Origin of the sequence: Streptomyces maremycinicus (assembly GCF_001184025.1) — a bacterium.
Lineage (GTDB): Bacteria > Actinomycetota > Actinomycetes > Streptomycetales > Streptomycetaceae > Streptomyces > Streptomyces maremycinicus.
The window spans coordinates 99,553-117,937 of record NZ_BBYG01000023.1; the positions used below are offsets into that span (position 1 = coordinate 99,553).

General features: G+C 72.1%; 11 protein-coding genes. 10 read left to right on the top strand and 1 reads right to left on the bottom strand.

Annotation, left to right across the window (positions count from 1 at the left end):
• The first annotated feature begins 44 nt into the window (after positions 1–44).
• A complete protein-coding gene (locus tag AOQ37_RS34445; RefSeq protein ID WP_062650469.1) occupies positions 45–1,550 on the top strand; it encodes a CYTH and CHAD domain-containing protein in 1,506 nt (501 codons plus the stop codon).
• 138 nt (positions 1,551–1,688) lie between these two features.
• On the top strand, positions 1,689–3,641 hold the full coding sequence (locus AOQ37_RS34450) for a TIGR03960 family B12-binding radical SAM protein (RefSeq protein WP_062650471.1): 1,953 nt from the start codon (positions 1,689–1,691) through the stop codon (positions 3,639–3,641).
• 93 nt (positions 3,642–3,734) lie between these two features.
• Here AOQ37_RS34450 and AOQ37_RS34455 read toward each other — a convergent pair whose 3' ends face one another.
• On the bottom strand, positions 3,735–4,742 hold the full coding sequence (locus tag AOQ37_RS34455; protein ID WP_062650472.1) for a collagen-like triple helix repeat-containing protein: 1,008 nt from the start codon (positions 4,740–4,742) through the stop codon (positions 3,735–3,737).
• A gap of 201 nt (positions 4,743–4,943) precedes the next feature.
• On the opposite strand from AOQ37_RS34455, the gene AOQ37_RS34460 reads away from it, so the two are divergent.
• From AOQ37_RS34460 to AOQ37_RS34495, 8 genes are all read left to right on the top strand, one after another.
• The gene (locus tag AOQ37_RS34460) at positions 4,944–6,095 is read left to right on the top strand and encodes a glycosyltransferase (RefSeq protein WP_107085373.1); all 1,152 of its coding nucleotides are present in this window, start codon (positions 4,944–4,946) and stop codon (positions 6,093–6,095) included.
• A gap of 61 nt (positions 6,096–6,156) precedes the next feature.
• Positions 6,157–7,323 carry a phosphatidylglycerol lysyltransferase domain-containing protein gene (locus AOQ37_RS34465; RefSeq protein ID WP_078890501.1) on the top strand — a complete coding sequence of 389 codons (1,167 nt, stop codon included), beginning with the start codon at positions 6,157–6,159 and terminating at the stop codon, positions 7,321–7,323.
• Positions 7,324–7,371: 48 nt separating this feature from the next.
• The gene (locus AOQ37_RS34470; RefSeq protein WP_062650476.1) at positions 7,372–8,136 is read left to right on the top strand and encodes a TIGR03936 family radical SAM-associated protein; all 765 of its coding nucleotides are present in this window, start codon (positions 7,372–7,374) and stop codon (positions 8,134–8,136) included.
• 276 nt (positions 8,137–8,412) lie between these two features.
• Complete coding sequence (locus tag AOQ37_RS34475) at positions 8,413–12,606, top strand: Rne/Rng family ribonuclease (protein WP_062650477.1); 4,194 nt, start codon at positions 8,413–8,415, stop codon at positions 12,604–12,606.
• Between the two features lie 465 nt (positions 12,607–13,071).
• Positions 13,072–14,187, top strand: a complete 1,116-nt coding sequence (locus AOQ37_RS34480; RefSeq protein ID WP_107085378.1) for a DegT/DnrJ/EryC1/StrS family aminotransferase — start codon at positions 13,072–13,074, stop codon at positions 14,185–14,187.
• Positions 14,184–15,209 carry a Gfo/Idh/MocA family protein gene (locus AOQ37_RS34485; protein ID WP_078890502.1) on the top strand — a complete coding sequence of 342 codons (1,026 nt, stop codon included), beginning with the start codon at positions 14,184–14,186 and terminating at the stop codon, positions 15,207–15,209. The genes AOQ37_RS34480 and AOQ37_RS34485 overlap by 4 nt, the downstream gene beginning before the upstream one ends.
• Before the next feature lie 110 nt (positions 15,210–15,319).
• Complete coding sequence (locus AOQ37_RS34490) at positions 15,320–17,029, top strand: glycosyltransferase family 2 protein (RefSeq protein WP_062650481.1); 1,710 nt, start codon at positions 15,320–15,322, stop codon at positions 17,027–17,029.
• A gap of 9 nt (positions 17,030–17,038) precedes the next feature.
• A complete protein-coding gene (locus AOQ37_RS34495) occupies positions 17,039–18,322 on the top strand; it encodes a nucleotide sugar dehydrogenase (RefSeq protein ID WP_062650482.1) in 1,284 nt (427 codons plus the stop codon).
• The last annotated feature ends 63 nt before the right edge of the window (positions 18,323–18,385 follow it).

Genomic DNA, 18,385 nt, shown 5'->3' on the forward strand with positions numbered 1-18,385 from the left:
GGTGCGCACTGCCGCTCGGGCCCGACTCCGACTAGGTTCGATTCATGACGGAGACGAAACGCGAGATCGAGCGCAAGTACGAATCCGACGAGAGCGGGCTGCCCGACCTGACCGGTGTCGCCGGAGTCGCGTCCGTCCTCGACAAGGGCGTCACCGAACTGGACGCGACCTACTACGACACCTCCGACCTGCGTCTGGCCTCGGCCTCGATCACGCTGCGCCGCCGCACGGGAGGGTCCGACGCGGGCTGGCACCTGAAACTGCCGGTGGGACCCGGCATCCGGGACGAGATCAGGGCCCCGCTCTCCGACGCCGTACCCGACGAGCTCGCCGGGCTGGTCCGCTCCCGCGTCCGCGAGGGACAGCTCGTGCCCGTGGTGCGGCTGCGCTCCAGCCGGGACATCCGCGAACTCGTCGACGCCCAGGGCCGGCTGCTCGCCGAGGCGAGTGTCGACGCCGTACGCGCGGACCGGAAGTTCGGCGGCGAGGGCCGGGCCGAGTGGACCGAGATCGAGGTGGAGCTCGCCGACGGCGGTGATCCGGTCCTGCTCGACAAGGTGGAGAAGCGGCTGCGCAAGGCGGGCGTCCGGCCGTCGAAGTCGGCGTCGAAGCTGGCCCGGGCGCTGGCCGAGACGAAGGGCGCGCATCCACGGCCGAAGGACGAGGGCCCCGGCAAGCCCGTCACCGCCGGTGACCACGTCCTGGCGTACGTGCGCGCCCAGCGGGACGCGATCGTCGAGCTGGACCCGGCCGTGCGCCGGGACGCCGAGGACTCGATCCACGACATGCGGGTCGCCACCCGCCGGCTGCGCAGTACGTTCCGTACCTTCCGCAAGGTCCTCGACCGGGACGTCACCGACCCGATCGCCGACGAACTGAAATGGCTGGCCGGCGAGCTGGGCGTGGGCCGTGACCACGAGGTGCTGGCCGAGCGGCTGGACACGGCCCTCGACGCACTGCCCTCCACCCTGGTCTCCGGCCCGATCCACGCCCGGCTGAGCGCCTGGGCCAAAGCCGGGGAGCACGGCTCCCGCCGCCGGCTGCTCGGCGTGCTCGACTCGCCGCGCTATCTGGCGCTCCTCGACAGCCTGGACGCCGCGGTCAGCGACCCGCCGACGCTGCGGGCGGCCGACAAGAAGCCGGACAAGGTGCTCGCCAAGGCCGTGCGCAAGGACTTCGGGAAGGTGTCCGAGCTGGTCGAGCGGGCCATGGAGCAGCCGCCGGGCACCGACCGCGACCTCGGGCTGCACGAGGCCCGCAAGAAGGCCAAGCGGACACGGTACGCGGCCGAGACGGCCCGCCCGGCCCTCGGTGGCCCGGCCAAGGCCCTGGTCAAGTCCATGAAGTCGCTCCAGAGCCTGCTCGGCGACCACCAGGACAGCGTGATGGCCCGCACCACGCTGCGGGAGCTGTCCGCCGTGGCGCACGCGGCGGGGGAGAGCGCCTTCACCTACGGGGTGCTCCACGCCCGCGAGGAGCGGAGTGCCGAGCGGGTGGAGGAGGCCCTGCCGACAAAGTGGCGGAAGACCGGTAGATCGATGGAGGTCTAGTGGCGGACGGGTCCCGGTGGCCGGTTCCCCGCCGCCGGGATCCCCGCGGCGGGGATCTCCGCGGACGGGGGAGTCCTCCGAGCGGGTTACGCTTGATGGTCACCCCTGTCCCCGCCAGCTCACGAAGGTAACGCCGCGATGTCTGTCGAGTCGGTCTTCCCGCAGCTCGAAGCCTTGCTCCCGCATGTGCAGAAGCCGATCCAGTACGTGGGCGGCGAGCTCAACTCCACCGTCAAGCCCTGGGAGTCCTGCGACGTCCACTGGGCGCTCATGTACCCGGACGCCTATGAGGTCGGTCTGCCCAACCAGGGCGTCATGATCCTCTACGAGGTGCTGAACGAGCAGGAGGGGGTCCTGGCCGAGCGCACGTACAGCGTCTGGCCGGACCTCGAGGCGCTGATGCGGGAGCACGCGGTCCCGCAGTTCACCGTGGACAGCCACCGTCCGGTGAAGGCCTTCGACGTGTTCGGGCTGTCCTTCTCCACGGAGCTGGGCTACACGAACATGCTCACGGCGCTGGACCTCGCGGGTATCCCGCTGGAGTCCAAGGACCGCGGTCTCGACGACCCGATCGTGCTGGCGGGCGGCCACGCGGCCTTCAACCCCGAGCCGATCGCCGACTTCATCGACGCGGCGGTCATCGGCGACGGCGAGCAGGCCGTGCTGGACATGACGAAGATCATCCGCGAGTGGAAGGCGGAGGGCCGGCCGGGCGGCCGCGAGGAGGTCCTCTTCCGTCTCGCGAAGACCGGCGCGGTCTACATCCCGCGGTTCTACGACGTGGAGTACCTGCCGGACGCCCGGATCGCCCGTGTGGTGCCGAACAAGTCGGGCGTCCCGTGGCGCGTGTCGAAGCACACGGTGATGGACCTCGACGAGTGGCCCTACCCCAAGCAGCCGCTGGTCCCGCTGGCCGAGACGGTGCACGAGCGGATGTCGGTGGAGATCTTCCGCGGCTGCACCCGCGGCTGCCGTTTCTGCCAGGCCGGCATGATCACGCGCCCGGTGCGCGAGCGGTCGATCACCGGGATCGGCGACATGGTCGAGAAGGGCCTGAAGGCGACCGGCTTCGAGGAGGTCGGCCTGCTCTCGCTGTCGAGCGCCGACCACAGCGAGATCGCCGAGGTCGCGAAGGGCCTCGCGGACCGCTACGAGGAGGACAAGATCGGCTTGTCCCTCCCCTCCACCCGCGTGGACGCCTTCAACGTGGACCTGGCGAACGAGCTGACCCGCAACGGCCGCCGGTCCGGCCTGACCTTCGCCCCCGAGGGCGGCTCGGAGCGCATGCGCAAGGTCATCAACAAGATGGTCTCCGAAGAGGACCTGATCCGGACGGTCTCCACCGCGTACGGCAACGGCTGGCGCCAGGTGAAGCTGTACTTCATGTGCGGTCTGCCGACGGAGACCGACGAGGACGTCCTCCAGATCGCCGACATGGCGATGAAGGTGATCGCCGAGGGCCGCAAGGTCTCCGGTCAGAACGACATCCGCTGCACGGTGTCGATCGGCGGGTTCGTGCCGAAGCCGCACACGCCGTTCCAGTGGGCGCCGCAGCTCTCCGCCGAGGAGACCGACGCGCGTCTCACCAAGCTCCGCGACAAGATCCGCGGCGACAAGAAGTACGGCCGTTCGATCGGCTTCCGCTACCACGACGGCAAGCCGGGCATCGTCGAGGGTCTCCTCTCGCGCGGTGACCGCCGTATCGGCGCCGTCATCCGGGCCGTCTACGAGGACGGCGGTCGCTTCGACGGCTGGCGCGAGCACTTCTCCTACGACCGCTGGATGGCCTGCGCCGACAAGACGCTGCCCGCCTTCGGTGTGGACGTCGACTGGTACACGACGCGGGAGAAGTCCTACGAGGAGGTCCTGCCCTGGGACCACCTGGACTCGGGCCTCGACAAGGACTGGCTCTGGGAGGACTGGCAGGACGCCCTCGACGAGACGGAGGTCGAGGACTGCCGCTGGACGCCCTGCTTCGACTGCGGGGTGTGCCCGGCGATGGACACCCACATCCAGATCGGTCCGACCGGCCAGAAGCTGCTGCCGTTGACGGTGAAGCAGCCGGCGGGGAGTGCCGCGCACAGTCACTGAGGATTCACGGCGGCCCTGCGGGGTATCGCGAACCATGCCCGGAGGTCTGTCGGCGGACCTCCGGGCATCGCTTTCAGCGGGGTGCGGGGCCGGTCACGAGCCGCCGTTGATGACCGTCGCCAGCGGCTGCAAGGTCACCTTGGTCCAGGGGTTGGGCAGACCGTTGGCGTCGTTGCAGTTCAGCGTCGCCGGATTGGTGCCGGTGACGGCGACGCAGGTGGTCTCCCAGACCTGGCCGGTGGTGGTCATCACGTCGAACTTGATCGGGTTGCCGTTGTTGGCGCTGTGCCCGTTGACGGCGGCTCCGCAGACGAAGCCCACGTTGCGGCCGTCGGCGTCCTCCCCGCCCGCGGGGTAGTCGGGGTGGGTGCTCAGATCGGTCCACAGGAACGGACGGGGCGCGACGCCTCGCAGGTCGTGGATACCGGCGAAGGTCGAGCCGCCGGTCAGCGCGACCCTCAGCTCGAAGTTGTTGGAGTCCTGCGCGGCGTCGATGTCGGAGCAGGGGCCCGTCGCCCCGGTGGCTCCGGTCGCCCCTGTCGGACCGGTGGCGCCGTCGACACCGTTCGTCCCCGTGGCGCCCGTGGCGCCCGTGGCTCCGGTGGGGCCGTCCGCGCCGGTCGCACCTGTCGCCCCGGTGGCGCCGTCGACGCCGTCCGCACCTGGCGCTCCGGTGGCTCCCGTGGCTCCGGTCACGCCGTCGACGCCGTCGACGCCGTCGATCCCGTCGGCACCGGTCGCGCCGGTGGCTCCCGTCGGTCCGGTGGGGCCGGTGGCGCCGGTGACCCCGTGGTCACCCTTCGGGCCTTTCGGACCCTTGGGGCCGGTGGGACCCGTCGGGCCCTTGCACTTGTCCTTGCCGCCGGCCTCGATCGCCCTCGGCTTGTGGTGCTCGTGCTTGTGGTGCCCCGGCTTGCACTTGCCGCCGGGGGAGGGAAGTTCCGCCTGTACTCGGTCGGTGACACTGCGGGCCGCCGCGGCTGCCGGGCTGATCACGCCGGCCGCCAGGACCACGGCGAGCGAGGCCACCATGCCGGCCCGCTTGCATCTGTGCCGGGCCACCGGCCCGAGGAGGGAGTACGGTCCGAACTCAGGACGCATTTCAAGTGCTCCTTGCATCGAGCGGTCCGGGCGCTCCCCGAACCTGAGGGTGAGCTTGACCTGAGCGCGCCCGTTCCGGCGCGATGCGACGACCAAAAGATAGTTTTTATCGACGTATCGGACTAATCGGTGCGTGCTGATGGGGTATTCGCCGCGTGGAACGGGCCGTCGGAGCCGCCGGGCTGTGTCACCTTGACGCCCGTGACCCACCAGACCCTGTGCCTGTGCATGATCGTCAAGGACGAGTCGCGCGTGATCGAACGCTGCCTGAAGTCCGTACGGCCCCTCATCGACTACTGGGTGATCTCCGACACCGGTTCGACGGACGGCACTCAGGATCTGATCCGCAAGGTGCTCGACGGCATCCCGGGCGAACTCCACGAGGAGCCCTGGGTCGACTTCGGACACAACCGGACGCTGAACATCCGGCGCGCCCTCGGCAAGGCCGACTACCTGCTCACCCTCGACGCCGACCACGTCATGCGCCAGGACGCCCCGCTGCCCCGGCTGACGGCGGGCTCGTACATGCTGCGGTACGACACGCCGGGCACCCAGCACCGCTTCAAGCACCTCATGCGGGGCGACCGGACCTGGCGCTACGAGGGCGTCACCCACGAGTACCCGTGCACCGACGGCCCGGACCGGCAGGAGAACCTGGACGCGCTCGTCATCGAGGACCACGCGGACGGCGGCTGCCGCAGCGACAAGTTCGAGCGCGACGCGCGCCTGCTGCGGGGCGAGTTGGAGCGCGACCCCACCAACCCGCGCACGGTCTTCTACCTCGCCAACACCGAACGCGACCTGGGCCACGTGGACGAGGCGATCGCCCTGTACGAGCGGCGTGCCGGACTGGGCGGCTGGGGCGAGGAGGTCTACTGCTCGCTCCTGGAGGCCGGGATCCTGCGGGCGGAGAAGACCGACGACTGGCCCGGAGCCATGGACGCGTTCTCCCGCGCCTGGGAGTCCCGCCCGACCCGCCTGGAAGCCGTCTACGAACTGGCCTCACGGCTGCGCCTGAAGAGCCGTTACCGCACCGCGTACGCCCTGCTCGGCGCGGTCGTCGGCCAGGGTGAACCCGACGACCTGCTCTTCACCCGGTCGTGGGTCTACCGGTGGGGTCTGCTCTTCGAGTTCTCCATCTGCGCCTACTGGGTCGGCGACCACCGGGCGGCCGTCCGGGCCTGCGACACCCTGCTCGCGATGCCCGACCTGCCCGGAGCCGTCCGCCGCCAGACGGAGACCAACCGCGAGTTCTCCGCACCCCACGTCAAGGCCGTCCCCCGGCCGGCCGGACCGGAGCGCCGGCCGAAGGCCTCGCGGGCGGGGAAGGCGGCGCGGTCCCGGCGGAAGTGACCTGCCCCTGACGCACCCTCAACAGCGCATCCACCGGCGTGGTTGTAGCGTCTACGTCGTTATGGACCTGGAGAAACCGCCCGCCGGACGGCCTGCCGGACAGCGCACCGGCCACCGCCCCGGACCGCCCGCGCGGGAGCCCGTACGGGAGCCCGAGGGATGCCTCGTCGTGGCGATCCGGCTGCCCGTGCGGATCGTCGTGCTCGTGCTCGTCGTGCCCGTGCGGATGGTGTGGGACGCGCTCGTCGTCGTGGGGCGGCTGCTGCGCGACGCGGTGCTCCGGCCGCTGGGGCGGGCCCTGCTCCGGCTCGGGAAGGCGCTGTTCGTCCTGCCGTTGGCCGCGCTGTGGCGGTACGTCGTCGTCCCGGCGGGCAAGGCGCTCGCATGGCTCGGCCGGGTGCTGCTCGTGGTGCCGGTGGTGTGGACCTACCGGCATGTCCTGACCCCGGTCGGGCACGGCGTCGCACGGCTCGCGCGCGGGATCGGGGCCGGGCTGGTGTGGGTCCACACGCGCGTGCTCACCCCGGTCGGACATGCCTGCCGGTGGCTGCTGAAGGGGATCGGGGCGTTCCTCGCCGCCGTCGGCGTCGGCGCGTACACCGGCGTGGCGTGGCTGCTGCGGTACCTCGTCGTCGTCCCCGCCCGCTGGGTCCACCGGTGGGTCCTCGCGCCGACCGGGCGGGCGATCGCCTGGTGCGCGCGCGGCGTGTGGCGGCTCCTGGCACTGCTCGTCACCGGGATCGGCCTGGTCCTGTACTGGACGGCCCGGATCCTGGTGGTGCTGCCCGCGCTCGCCCTGTGGCGCTGGGTGCTCGCCCCCGTCGGCCGTCTCCTGGCCGTCGTCGCGCGCGAGGTGGGCGACGCCCTCGGGCATGCCTGGCGGATCGCCGGCCGGATCTCGCGGGCCGTCGGACGGTTCCTCGGGACCCTCCTGCGGTGGATCTTCGTGGAGCCCGTCCGCTGGGTGTACCGGAGCGTCCTCACCCCGGTCGGACATGTCGTCCGGGACGCCGTGCTGCGTCCCGCCGCCAGTGCCGCGCGCAGCGTCGGCCGGGCCACCCGGCAGACCCTGGCCGCCGCCCGGGAGACGGCCCGGCAGGCCCGCGCGGACGTGCGCCGGATGCTCTTCGGGCAGTCGCGGGAGCGAGAGCCGGTCGGCGGGCGGGAACCATCGGGTGCCGAGGCACGTACTCTTGGTAGGAGTACGACCGCTCTCACGAAGGACTGAACGACACTGGGCAAGCGACAGCCCGAAGGCCCGCCGCCCGCACCCGCGGTGCAGCGCATCCGACTGCGCTACACCAAGCGCGGCCGCCTCCGGTTCACCAGCCACCGTGACTTCCAGCGCGCCTTCGAGCGTGCGTTGCGCCGTGCCGAGGTGCCGATGGCGTACTCGGCGGGGTTCACGCCGCATCCGAAGGTGTCGTACGCCAATGCCGCACCCACCGGCACGGGCAGTGAGGCGGAGTACCTGGAGATCGCGCTCACCGCGGCGCGGGACCCGGAGAAACTGAGAATCCTCCTCGACGAGTCGCTGCCCACCGGCCTCGACGTCGTCGACGCGGTCGAGGCCCGGACCTCGGGACTCGCCGACCGGCTGACGGCCTCCGTATGGGAGCTGCGGCTGGACGGAGTGGACCCGGCCGACGCCGACCGCGCGGTGGAGGCCTTCAACAAGGCCGACGCCGTCGAGGTCCAGCGCATGGCCAAGAACGGCGTCCGGACCTTCGACGCCCGTGCCGCTGTCGTCCGACTCGAGACGCACAGTGAAACTGCTGATAGGCCGACGGACCAGCCCTGTGCGATACTGCGGCTGGTTGTTCGGCACGTGACGCCTGCCGTACGACCCGACGACGTCCTGTCCGGTCTTCGCGCCGTGGCCGACCTGGCGCCGCCGGTCCCCGCAGCGGTGACCAGGCTGGCGCAGGGGCTGTTCGATGAAGAGACCGGCACGGTGACCGACCCGCTCGCGCCCGACCGCGAGGCAGCTCCGGCCCCCACAACGGCCGATCCCGCTGCCGCCGCGAAGGCGCCCGCGTAGGGAAGTTCCGCGAAGGGACGGACGTCGTAGCGCCGCCCTCGTACTCGGGAGCCACCTGGGTCGGGCGGCGAACCGACCAGAAGACTTTCGCCAGGCCGTACGCATTCGGTGTACGGAACCGGCGAGACAGGACACAGAGAGCCCCCGTGCGGCGCCCGCGCCCCGGACGGCGGCACCGCGCATCGCGCGAGCCGCGGACGTCAACGGCGATCGATCCCTCGTGATCGACGCCGGACCAGGCGCGGCGCCCGGGGGCCTGACGGGAGAAACGCCCGCATGCTCGAGCCAACCGAATCGACAGAGTCCACCACGGACTCCGAAGCGAACAGCCCCAGCGACACCCTGCCGCCGCGTCGTCGGCGCCGTGCCGCTTCCCGACCGGCGGGTCCGCCGGTCGCCGCCGCCGACACCTCGGCCGAGACCACCACGCCGGCCATACCGGCCGTGGAATCCGCCGAGCAGTTGGCGGAAGAGGTCCCCGAAGAGGAGACCGCCGAGGCCGCCCGGGCCGACGGCACCGCCGACAGCCCGGCGGCCGAAGAAGCCGCCGAGGCCGCGCCGCGTCCCCGGCGCCGGGCCACCCGCCGCGCCTCCGCGCCCGCCGGGGCTCCGGCCGCCGCCGAGGCCGCCGAGACCGTGCTGCCCGTGGCCGCCGAGGTGAGCGCGCCCGCCGAGGTGAGCGCGCCCGCGGCGGCGGAAGCGCTCGCCGAGGAGGCCGCCGCCGAGGACGCCGCTCCCCGCCGCGGCCGTCGCCGTGCCACGCGTCGCGTGACCACGCCCACCGAGTCCCCGGCGGAGGCCGTCGAGGCCGCGGCCGTGGAGCAGCCCGCCGCGGAGTCCGAGCCCGTCGCCCAGGTCGCCGACGAGGCGCCCGCCGAGGCCGCGCCCCGTACGCGGCGCCGGGCCACCCGCCGGGCGACCGCGCCCGCCGGTGCGCCGGAGGCCGAGACGCCCGCCGTCGCCGCCGGGACCGAGGCTCCGGCCGTGGCCGACGAGACGCCGGCCGAGCCCGCCCCCCGCACCCGCCGTCGCGCCACGCGTCGGGTGACCGCGCCCGCCGAGGCCGAGACCGCCGAGCAGGCCGTCACCGCGGCCGCCGCCCCCGTCGACGAGGTGAAGGCGCCCGAGGCGCCCGCCGCTGCGGCCGAGGCCGCGCCCGCCGCCGAGGCCCCGCAGCCCACGCAGGCAGCTCAGCCCACGCAGTCCGCTCAGACCGACGAGGACGCCGGTTCCCGACGCGGTCGCCGTCGTGTGGTCCGCCGGGCCGCCGGCGGTTTCACCGCGCCCGCGCAGGAGAGCGCGGAGGGCGACACGCCGCGTCGTCCGGCGCGGCCCGCGGTCGCCGTGTTCCAGGCACCCGTGTTCGCCGAGCCGCAGTTCCAGACCCCGCAGCGGGCCGCGGCCGAGGCCGCCGCCGCCGGGGCCGAGGTGACGGAGGCCGAGGAGCCCGAGGAGACCGAGGTGACCCAGGAGGCTCCGGAGGAGCCGACCGGGTCGCGTCGTCGCCGTCGCCGCCGGGCCGCCGGTTTCGGTGACGAGGCCGAGACCGGCCGCACCGCCGCTGCCGCCGCCCCCGCTCCCGTGGCGCCCGCCGCCGCGGACGAGTCCGAGGCCGAGCCGGAGGACACCGACGAGGTCGAGGACGTTGTCGACGGGGACGACGAGACCGAGGAGACCGGGTCGCGTCGTCGCCGCCGTCGCGGTGGCCGTCGCCGTCGTCGTGGCGATGCCGCCGACGGCGAGGGGGACGCCGAGTCCGACGACTTCGCCGCCGACCAGGCCGCTCAGGACGCCGAGGACACCGCCGAGCAGGAGGACGAGGACGCGGAGGACGCCGAGGACGAGTCCGGCGGCTCCTCCGCCGGCAGCCGTCGCCGCCGTCGCAGGCGTCGTCGTGCCGGTGACTCCTCTCCCGAGGCCGAGCCGGTCGACGGGGACCCGGAGCGCACGGTCGTCAAGGTCCGTGAGCCGCGCAAGCCCTCCGAGCCGTCGGACGAGGTGCAGTCCATCAAGGGCTCGACCCGTCTCGAGGCCAAGAAGCAGCGTCGCCGGGAAGGCCGCGAGCAGGGCCGCCGCCGCGTGCCGATCATCACCGAGGCCGAGTTCCTGGCCCGCCGCGAGGCCGTCGAGCGGGTGATGGTCGTCCGCCAGAGCGGCGAGCGCACCCAGATCGGCGTCCTGGAAGACAACGTGCTCGTCGAGCACTACGTCAACAAGGAGCAGGCCACCTCCTACGTCGGCAACGTGTACCTGGGCAAGGTCCAGAACGTGCTGCCGTCGATGGAGGCCGCCTTCATCGACATCGGCAAGGGGCGCAACGCCGTCCTGTACGCCGGTGAGGTCAACTTCGAGGCGCTCGGCATGGCCAACGGGCCGCGTCGCATCGAGGCCGCCCTCAAGTCGGGCCAGTCGGTCCTCGTCCAGGTGACGAAGGACCCGATCGGCCACAAGGGCGCCCGGCTGACCAGCCAGGTCTCGCTCCCGGGCCGCTACCTCGTGTACGTGCCCGAGGGTTCGATGACCGGCATCAGCCGCAAGCTGCCCGACACCGAGCGGGCCCGGCTGAAGACGATCCTCAAGAAGATCGTCCCCGAGGACGCGGGCGTCATCGTGCGCACCGCCGCCGAGGGCGCGAGCGAGGACGAGCTGCGCCGCGACGTCGAGCGGCTCCAGGGGCAGTGGGAGGAGATCCAGAAGAAGGCGAAGAACGGCGGCAACGCGCCGACGCTGCTGTACGGCGAGCCGGACATGACCGTCCGCGTCGTGCGCGACATCTTCAACGAGGACTTCACCAAGGTCATCGTCAGCGGTGACGAGGCCTGGTCGACCATCCACGGGTACGTCTCGCACGTCGCGCCCGACCTGGCCGACCGCCTGTCCCGGTGGACCTCCGAGGTCGACGTCTTCGCCACCTACCGGATCGACGAGCAGCTCGCCAAGGCGCTGGACCGCAAGGTCTGGCTGCCCAGCGGCGGTTCGCTGGTGATCGACCGGACCGAGGCGATGGTCGTCGTCGACGTCAACACCGGCAAGTTCACCGGTCAGGGCGGCAACCTCGAGGAGACGGTCACCAGGAACAACCTGGAGGCGGCCGAGGAGATCGTGCGTCAGCTGCGGCTGCGCGACCTCGGCGGCATCATCGTGATCGACTTCATCGACATGGTGCTGGAGTCCAACCGGGACCTGGTGCTGCGGCGTCTGCTGGAGTGCCTGGGCCGCGACCGTACGAAGCACCAGGTCGCCGAGGTGACCTCGCTGGGGCTCGTGCAGATGACCCGTAAGCGGGTGGGCCAGGGACTGCTTGAGTCGTTCTCCGAGACCTGCGTGCACTGCAACGGGCGCGGGGTCATCGTCCACATGGAGCAGCCGACCGCGGTCGGTGGCGGCGGCAAGCGCAAGAAGCGCGGCCGCGGCGGGGACGGACCGGGCCACGACCACGAGCACGAGACGGTGTCGGCCGACGTCGTCGAGCCGCTCGTGGGCGCCGGACAGGAGACGGAGAGCGAGGCCGAGGTCGCCGCCGAGGTGGCCGAGCCGATCGCGCTCGAAGCCCCCGAGTTCGCGCCGGACGAGGAGCTGTACAGCAGCATCGCCGAGGCGGAGGCCGCCGCCACGCGTGGCCGTGGCCGTCGTCGGGCCGGCCGTCGGGCGTCCGCTCCGGCGGGTGCGCCGAGGGGCGGCACGACGCGCAGGGCCGGCGGCTTCGAGGCCGATGCCCCGCAGGAGGCCGTCGAGGCCGCCGCGGAGACGGTCGTCGAGGCGCCCACCGCGCAGGACGTCACCGTCGAGGCGGAGGCCGAGCGTCCGGTGCAGCCGGCCGAGGCGGTCACCGCGCAGACCGAGCCGGTCGCCGTCGAGGACCCGGTCGTCGAGGCCGCGGTGGCCGAGACCCCGGCCGTCGAGGCCCCGGCCGCCGACGAGGCCGCGCCCAAGGGCCGCACCCGTCGTCGCGCCACCCGCAAGGTGTCCGCGCCGGCCGGTTCGCCCGCCGGGGCGGAGGCCGCCGTGCTGACGGTCGCCGAGCCGTCGGTCGCACCGGCACCGGCCGCCGAGGCCGCCGCGGTGGAGCAGCCCGAGGCGGAGCAGGTCGCCGAGCCCGTCGTCGAGAGCGCGGCTCCGGCCCGCCCGCGGCGCCGTGCCGTGCGCAAGGCCACCGCGCCGACCGCGTCCGAGGAGACGGCCGTCATGGTCGTGCCGTCGGCCCCGGCGGAGACCCCCGCCGAGGAGGTCGAGGCGCCCGCCGAGGAGGCCGAGGCCGCTCCGGCGAAGAAGGCGGCCGCGCGCAAGACGGCGAAGAAGGCCACGGCGAAGAAGGCCGCCACCAAGAAGACGGCGGTCGCGAAGAAGACGGCCGCCAAGAAGACGGTCGCCAAGAAGACGACGGCGAAGAAGGCCGCGAAGACGGTGTCGAAGACGACGGCGGCGGCCCACGAGGGCCAGCCGACCGTGTCGGCCTCGACGGAGGAGTGACTCCGCTTCGCTCCGGCCCGGCCTGACACAGGCCGAGCCGGACCGGTTCGGACCGACCGTCACGCGGGCACCCGGTATCCTCCGGGTGCCCGCGTCGCATTGCGTTCAGCAGCGAGTTACTCTGTGTCTCGCTTGTGATGGACCGCACGCTCTCCGTGAGTTTCACTGTGGTAACCCTAGGGAAAATCGCTGTCCGCGTGCTGGTAACGTGCACTGTGGTCCCGGTGGCCAAAGGCATGCACACCGTGACCCCGGCCGATGAGCACATCCGGTCTCACCACCGGACACGGCTGACTTCCCGCAAGGCGCCCTCGGGGGGCGGGGTCCTGTGTACAACCCGTCCGGTCCGTTCACCGGCGCCGGCGGACAACCAGGGATGCGGCCGTGCTGAGCATCGACACGGTCTCTTCCCGACCATGCATGACGTGGTGCGGCTTAGAGGTCGCCGTAGAGGAGGGGATGTCGATGACCGACGCCCATGAGTTCGTACCGGCCGCCAAGCCCGTGATCGGCGAGGAGGAGATCGAGGCCGCGGTGCGCGTGCTGCGCAGCGGCATGGTCGTCCAGGGGCCCGAGGTGGCCGCCTTCGAGGAGGAGTTCTCGGAGCTCGTCGACGGGCGTCACTGCGTCGCGGTCAACTCCGGAACCTCCGCGCTGCACCTGTCGCTCCTCGCCCTCGGCCTCGGCCCGGGCGACGAGGTCATCGTGCCGTCGTTCTCCTTCGCCGCCTCCGCCAACGCGGTGCGGCTGGTCGGCGCCGACGTGGTCTTCGCCGACATCGACCCGCAGACGTACTGCCTGGACCCGGCCGCGGTCGAGGCCGCCCTGTCGCCGCGCACCGCCGCGATCATGCCGGTCCACCTGTACGGTCACCCGGCCGCCATGGACAAGATCATGGCGATCGCCGAGCAGCACGGGCTCGCCGTGGTCGAGGACGCCTGCCAGGCCCACGCGGCCGCGCTGCACGGCACCCCGGTCGGCGCCTTCGGCGCCGCGGGCACCTTCAGCTTCTACCCGACGAAGAACATGCACAGCCTCGAGGGCGGCATGATCTCCACCGGGGACGCGGAGACCGCCCGCACCCTGCGCCTGCTGCGCAACCAGGGCATGGAGAAGCGCTACGCCAACGAGATCGTCGGCGCCAACGTGCGCATGACGGACGTGTCCGCCGCGATCGGCCGTGTGCAGCGCCGCAAGCTGGACGGCTGGACCGAGCAGCGCATCGCCAACGCCGCGTACCTCACCGAGCACATCACCGCGCCCGACGTGGTGACGCCGAAGGTCGCCGAGGGCGCCCGGCACATCTACCACCAGTACACGGTGCGCGTCCTGGGTGACCGCGACGCCGCCATGGCCAAGCTGACCGAGGCCGGCATCGGCAACGCCGTGTACTACCCGACTCCCATCCACCGGCTGAAGCCGTACTGGGAGCCGGACCAGAAGGCGGGCCGGAACTGGGACCTGCCCGAGACGGACCGCGCGGCCGCCCAGGTCGTCTCGCTGCCCGTGCACCCCGCTCTGTCCGCCCAGGACCTCGAGCGCATCGTCACCGCCGTCAATGCTCTGGGGGAGCAGCTGTGAGTACCGGGAAGTCGCTGCGAGCGGGACTCGTCGGCCTCGGTTCCATGGGGCGTCACCACGCCCGTGTCCTGTCGGGTCTGGAGGGCGTCGAACTCGTCGGCGTCGTCGACCCGATGGGTGACAAGTTCGGCGCCGCCCAGGGCGCGCCGATCCTGAACACCGTCGAGGAGCTCATCGCCCTCGGTGTGGACTACGCCGTCGTGGCCTGCCCCACCGCCCTGCACGAGCCGGTCGGCCTGGCGCTCGCCGAGGCCGGTGTGTGCGCCCTGGTCGAGAAGCCGGTCGCCGACACCGTCGAGGGCGCCCGTCGTCTCGTCGAAGCGTTCGAGTCGCGCGGTCTGGTGGCCGGTGTCGGTCACATCGAGCGCTGCAACCCGGCGCTGATGTCGCTGCGCGCCCGCCTGGAGGCCGGCGAGCTCGGTGACGTCTACCAGGTCGTGACGCGCCGTCAGGGTCCCTTCCCGCACCGCATCGCGGACGTCGGCGTCGTCAAGGACCTCGCCACCCACGACATCGACCTCACCGGCTGGGTGACCGGACGCCAGTACGTGTCCATCGCCGCGCACACCGTCTCCAAGAGCGGCCGTGAGCACGAGGACATGGTCTCCGCGGTGGGCCGTCTCGACGACGGCACCATGGTCAACCACCTGGTGAACTGGCTGAGCCCGCTCAAGGAGCGGTTCACCTCGGTCACCGGTGAGCGCGGCTGCTTCATCGCCGACACCCTCACCGCCGACCTGACGTTCCACTCCAACGCCGCCGTCACCACCGAGTGGGAGGCCCTGCGGGCGTTCCGCGGGGTGTCCGAGGGCGACATGATCCGGTACGCCATCCCCAAGCGTGAGCCGCTGCTCGTCGAGCACGAGCTGTTCCGGGACGCGGTGCTCGGCAAGCAGGCCGACATCTGCACCCTGCGCCAGGGCATGCGTACCGTGGAGGTGGCGGCCGCCGTCCTCGAGTCGGCGACCAGCAACCGCAGCGTGTCCCTTCAGCCGGAGGATCTGGCCGCACATGGCAGCTGAGCATCACACATCGGGGGAACGGTGCGTGCTCGGCAGGACTCCTATGTTCTGTGAGACTTTCCCCGCAGGACCCAGCCGGCCGTCGGCTGTCGGAGACCAGGAGCCGGAGCATGAGTGCTGCGCCTGACGTCAGCGTCGTCGTTGCCGTCTACAACACGATGCCGTACCTGACCGAGTGCCTGAACTCCCTGGTCGGGCAGAGCATCGGCCGTGAGCGCCTGGAGATCGTGGCCGTCGACGACGGGTCCACGGACGACAGCGGGCCCGAACTGGACCGGTTCGCGGCGCTGTACCCGGACACCGTCAAGGTGCTCCACCAGCCGAACTCCGGTGGCCCGGCGGCGCCCAGCAACCGGGCGCTGGACGTGGCCACCGGCCGTTACGTGTACTTCATCGGCTCCGACGACTACCTCGGCGAGGAAGCGCTGGAGCGCATGGTGGCCTGCGCCGACCTGCACGGCTCCGACGTCGTGGTCGGCAAGATGGTCGGCACCAACGGCCGTTACGTGCACCAGGCGCTGTACAAGGAGAGCGACCCGGACGTCAGCCTGTACGACTCCGCGCTGCCCTTCACGCTGGCCAACACCAAGCTGTTCCGCCGGGAACTGGTCGAGAAGTACAAGCTGCGCTTCCCCGAGCACCTGCCCGTGGGCAGCGACCAGCCGTTCACCATCGAGGCGTGCGTGCGCGCGAAGAAGATCTCGGTGGTGGCCGACTACACCTGCTACTACGCGGTCAAGCGCGGCGACGCCAGCAACATCACCTACCGCGCCGACCATCTGGCGCGGCTGCGGGCCGCCGCCGAGATCATGGACTTCACGGCCGGTCTCGTCGAGGCGGGCCCCGACCGGGACGCGCTGCTGCGCCGGCACTTCACCTGGGAGCTCGCCAAGCTCGTCCAGGACGACTTCCCCGGCCTGGACCGCGAGCTCCAGCGGCAGATCTGCGCGGGCATCGCGCGACTCGCCGACGTCTACTTCACCGACGGCATCCGCGACGCGATGGACGTCAAGCGCCGGGTGCGCATCGCCCTGGCGCGGGCCGGCGCGATCGACGAGCTGGCCGAGGCGATCAGCTCGGAGAAGGAGCACGGGGCGCCGCCGTTCGTCCTCGAGGGCGAGCGTGCCTACGCCCGGTACGCCGGATTCCGCGACCCGCGCATCGGCCTGCCCGACCGGGTCTACGAGCTGGTCGGGGAGTCGGTGCCGGGCCGTCTCGCCCAGGGCACCGAACTGCTGGCCTCCGCCTGGGAGCAGCAGGGCGAGGCGCTCACGTACACGCTGTCCGTGCGGGTGCCGGTGCTCGGCGACGTCGACGGCGCCGTGCTGCGGCTCGCCGACAAGGCCATGCCCAAGTCGGCCGACAAGCCCGGCGCGCGCCGGCTGAAGGCCGACCACGTCCTGCCGGCCGCGGTGGGCGAATTCACGCGGGAGCCCGCCGAGGACGGCGCGGCCACCGTGCTGCACGCCCGGGTCCCGCTGGCCCACCTCACCGCGAAGCGGGGCGTGCGGGTATACCTGGACGTGGCCGGTTCGACGTACGAGATTCCCGTACGGGGCAAGGACCTGCCCATGCCGCTGGCGCGCCAGTGGGGCCGGGAGGGGGACCCCTACCGGGCGTCGGCCGTGGTGAACGACAAGGGCCGGGTCGTGATCGACACGGCCCAGATGTACCCGCCGAAGATCGCGGTGCTCCGCCAGGGGCTGGGGAGATTCGGGCGGAAACTGAAGTCCGGGGCCGGCCGTCTGAAGCGGGCCGTCGGCGCCAAGAAGTCCAAGCCGGGCGGTTCCAAGAAGCCGACCGGTTCCAAAAGGAAGTAGCGCCTCTCCATGAACATCTGTGTAGTAGCACTCGGCAAGATCGGCCTGCCGCTGGCCGTGCAGTTCGCCTCCAAGGGCCACCGGGTCATCGGCGCGGACGTCAACGAGAAGGTCGTCGAGCTGGTCAACGCCGGCGTCGAGCCGTTCCCGGGCGAGCACGACCTCGACGTCAAGCTGAAGCAGGCCGTCGACGCCGGGCTGCTGAGCGCGACCACGGACACCGCGTCCGCCGTCGCCGAGTCCGAGGCCGTGGTCGTCGTCGTCCCGCTGTTCGTGGACGCCGAGGGCACCCCGGACTTCGGCTGGATGGACTCCGCGACGAAGGCGATCGCCCAGGGCCTCAAGCCCGGCACGCTGGTCAGCTACGAGACCACGCTGCCGGTCGGCACCACCCGCACCCGCTGGGCGCCGATGCTGGCCGAGGGCTCGGGGCTGACCGCGGGCGATGACTTCCACCTGGTGTTCTCCCCGGAGCGCGTGCTGACCGGCCGGGTCTTCGCCGACCTGCGCCGCTACCCCAAGCTGGTCGGTGGCATCGACGAGGCGTCGAGCGCCCGCGGTGTGGAGTTCTACGAGCAGGTCCTGGACTTCGACGAGCGCGCCGACCTGCCGCGGCCGAACGGCGTGTGGGACCTGGGCACCGCCGAGGCCTCCGAGCTGGCCAAGCTCGCCGAGACGACCTACCGGGACGTCAACATCGGCCTGGCGAACCAGTTCGCGCGCTTCGCCGACAGCAACGGCATCGACGTCAAGAAGGTCATCGAGGCCTGCAACTCGCAGCCCTACAGCCACATCCACCAGCCGGGCATCGCCGTCGGCGGTCACTGCATCCCGATCTACCCGCGGATGTACCTGTGGAACGACCCGGCGGCGACCGTCGTGCGCTCCGCCCGTGAGGCGAACGCCGCGATGCCCGAGTACGCCGTCGACCTGCTGGCCGCCGCCTACGGCGATCTGACCGGCGTGGGTGTGCTGGTGCTGGGTGCCGCCTATCGCGGTGGCGTGAAGGAGACCGCCTTCTCCGGCGTCTTCCCGACCGTCGAGGCCCTCAAGGCGCGCGGCGCGGTGCCGTTCGTCTCGGACCCGATGTACACGGACGAGGAGCTTCTCGCCCACGGTCTCACCCCGCACACGGGCGAGAAGGTCACCGCGGCGATCCTCCAGGCCGACCACGCGGAGTACCGCACGCTGACCCCGGCCGACCTGCCGGACGTCACCGTCCTGGTCGACGGTCGCCGTACGACGGACCCGGAGGCCTGGAAGGGCGTCCGCCGCGTCGTCATCGGCGGCTGACGCCCGTACGCGAACAACCTCGTGGCCCCGTCCCGTGTCCGGGACGGGGCCCTGGTGCAGGAA

Coding starts and splice junctions, on each gene's coding strand:
- AOQ37_RS34455 (WP_062650472.1), bottom strand. CDS start 4,742: ATGCGTCCTGAGTTCGGACCGTACTCCCTCCTCGGGCCGGTGGCCCGG.
- AOQ37_RS34480 (WP_107085378.1), top strand. CDS start 13,072: ATGACCGACGCCCATGAGTTCGTACCGGCCGCCAAGCCCGTGATCGGC.
- AOQ37_RS34465 (WP_078890501.1), top strand. CDS start 6,157: ATGGACCTGGAGAAACCGCCCGCCGGACGGCCTGCCGGACAGCGCACC.
- AOQ37_RS34490 (WP_062650481.1), top strand. CDS start 15,320: ATGAGTGCTGCGCCTGACGTCAGCGTCGTCGTTGCCGTCTACAACACG.
- AOQ37_RS34495 (WP_062650482.1), top strand. CDS start 17,039: ATGAACATCTGTGTAGTAGCACTCGGCAAGATCGGCCTGCCGCTGGCC.
- AOQ37_RS34445 (WP_062650469.1), top strand. CDS start 45: ATGACGGAGACGAAACGCGAGATCGAGCGCAAGTACGAATCCGACGAG.
- AOQ37_RS34450 (WP_062650471.1), top strand. CDS start 1,689: ATGTCTGTCGAGTCGGTCTTCCCGCAGCTCGAAGCCTTGCTCCCGCAT.
- AOQ37_RS34475 (WP_062650477.1), top strand. CDS start 8,413: ATGCTCGAGCCAACCGAATCGACAGAGTCCACCACGGACTCCGAAGCG.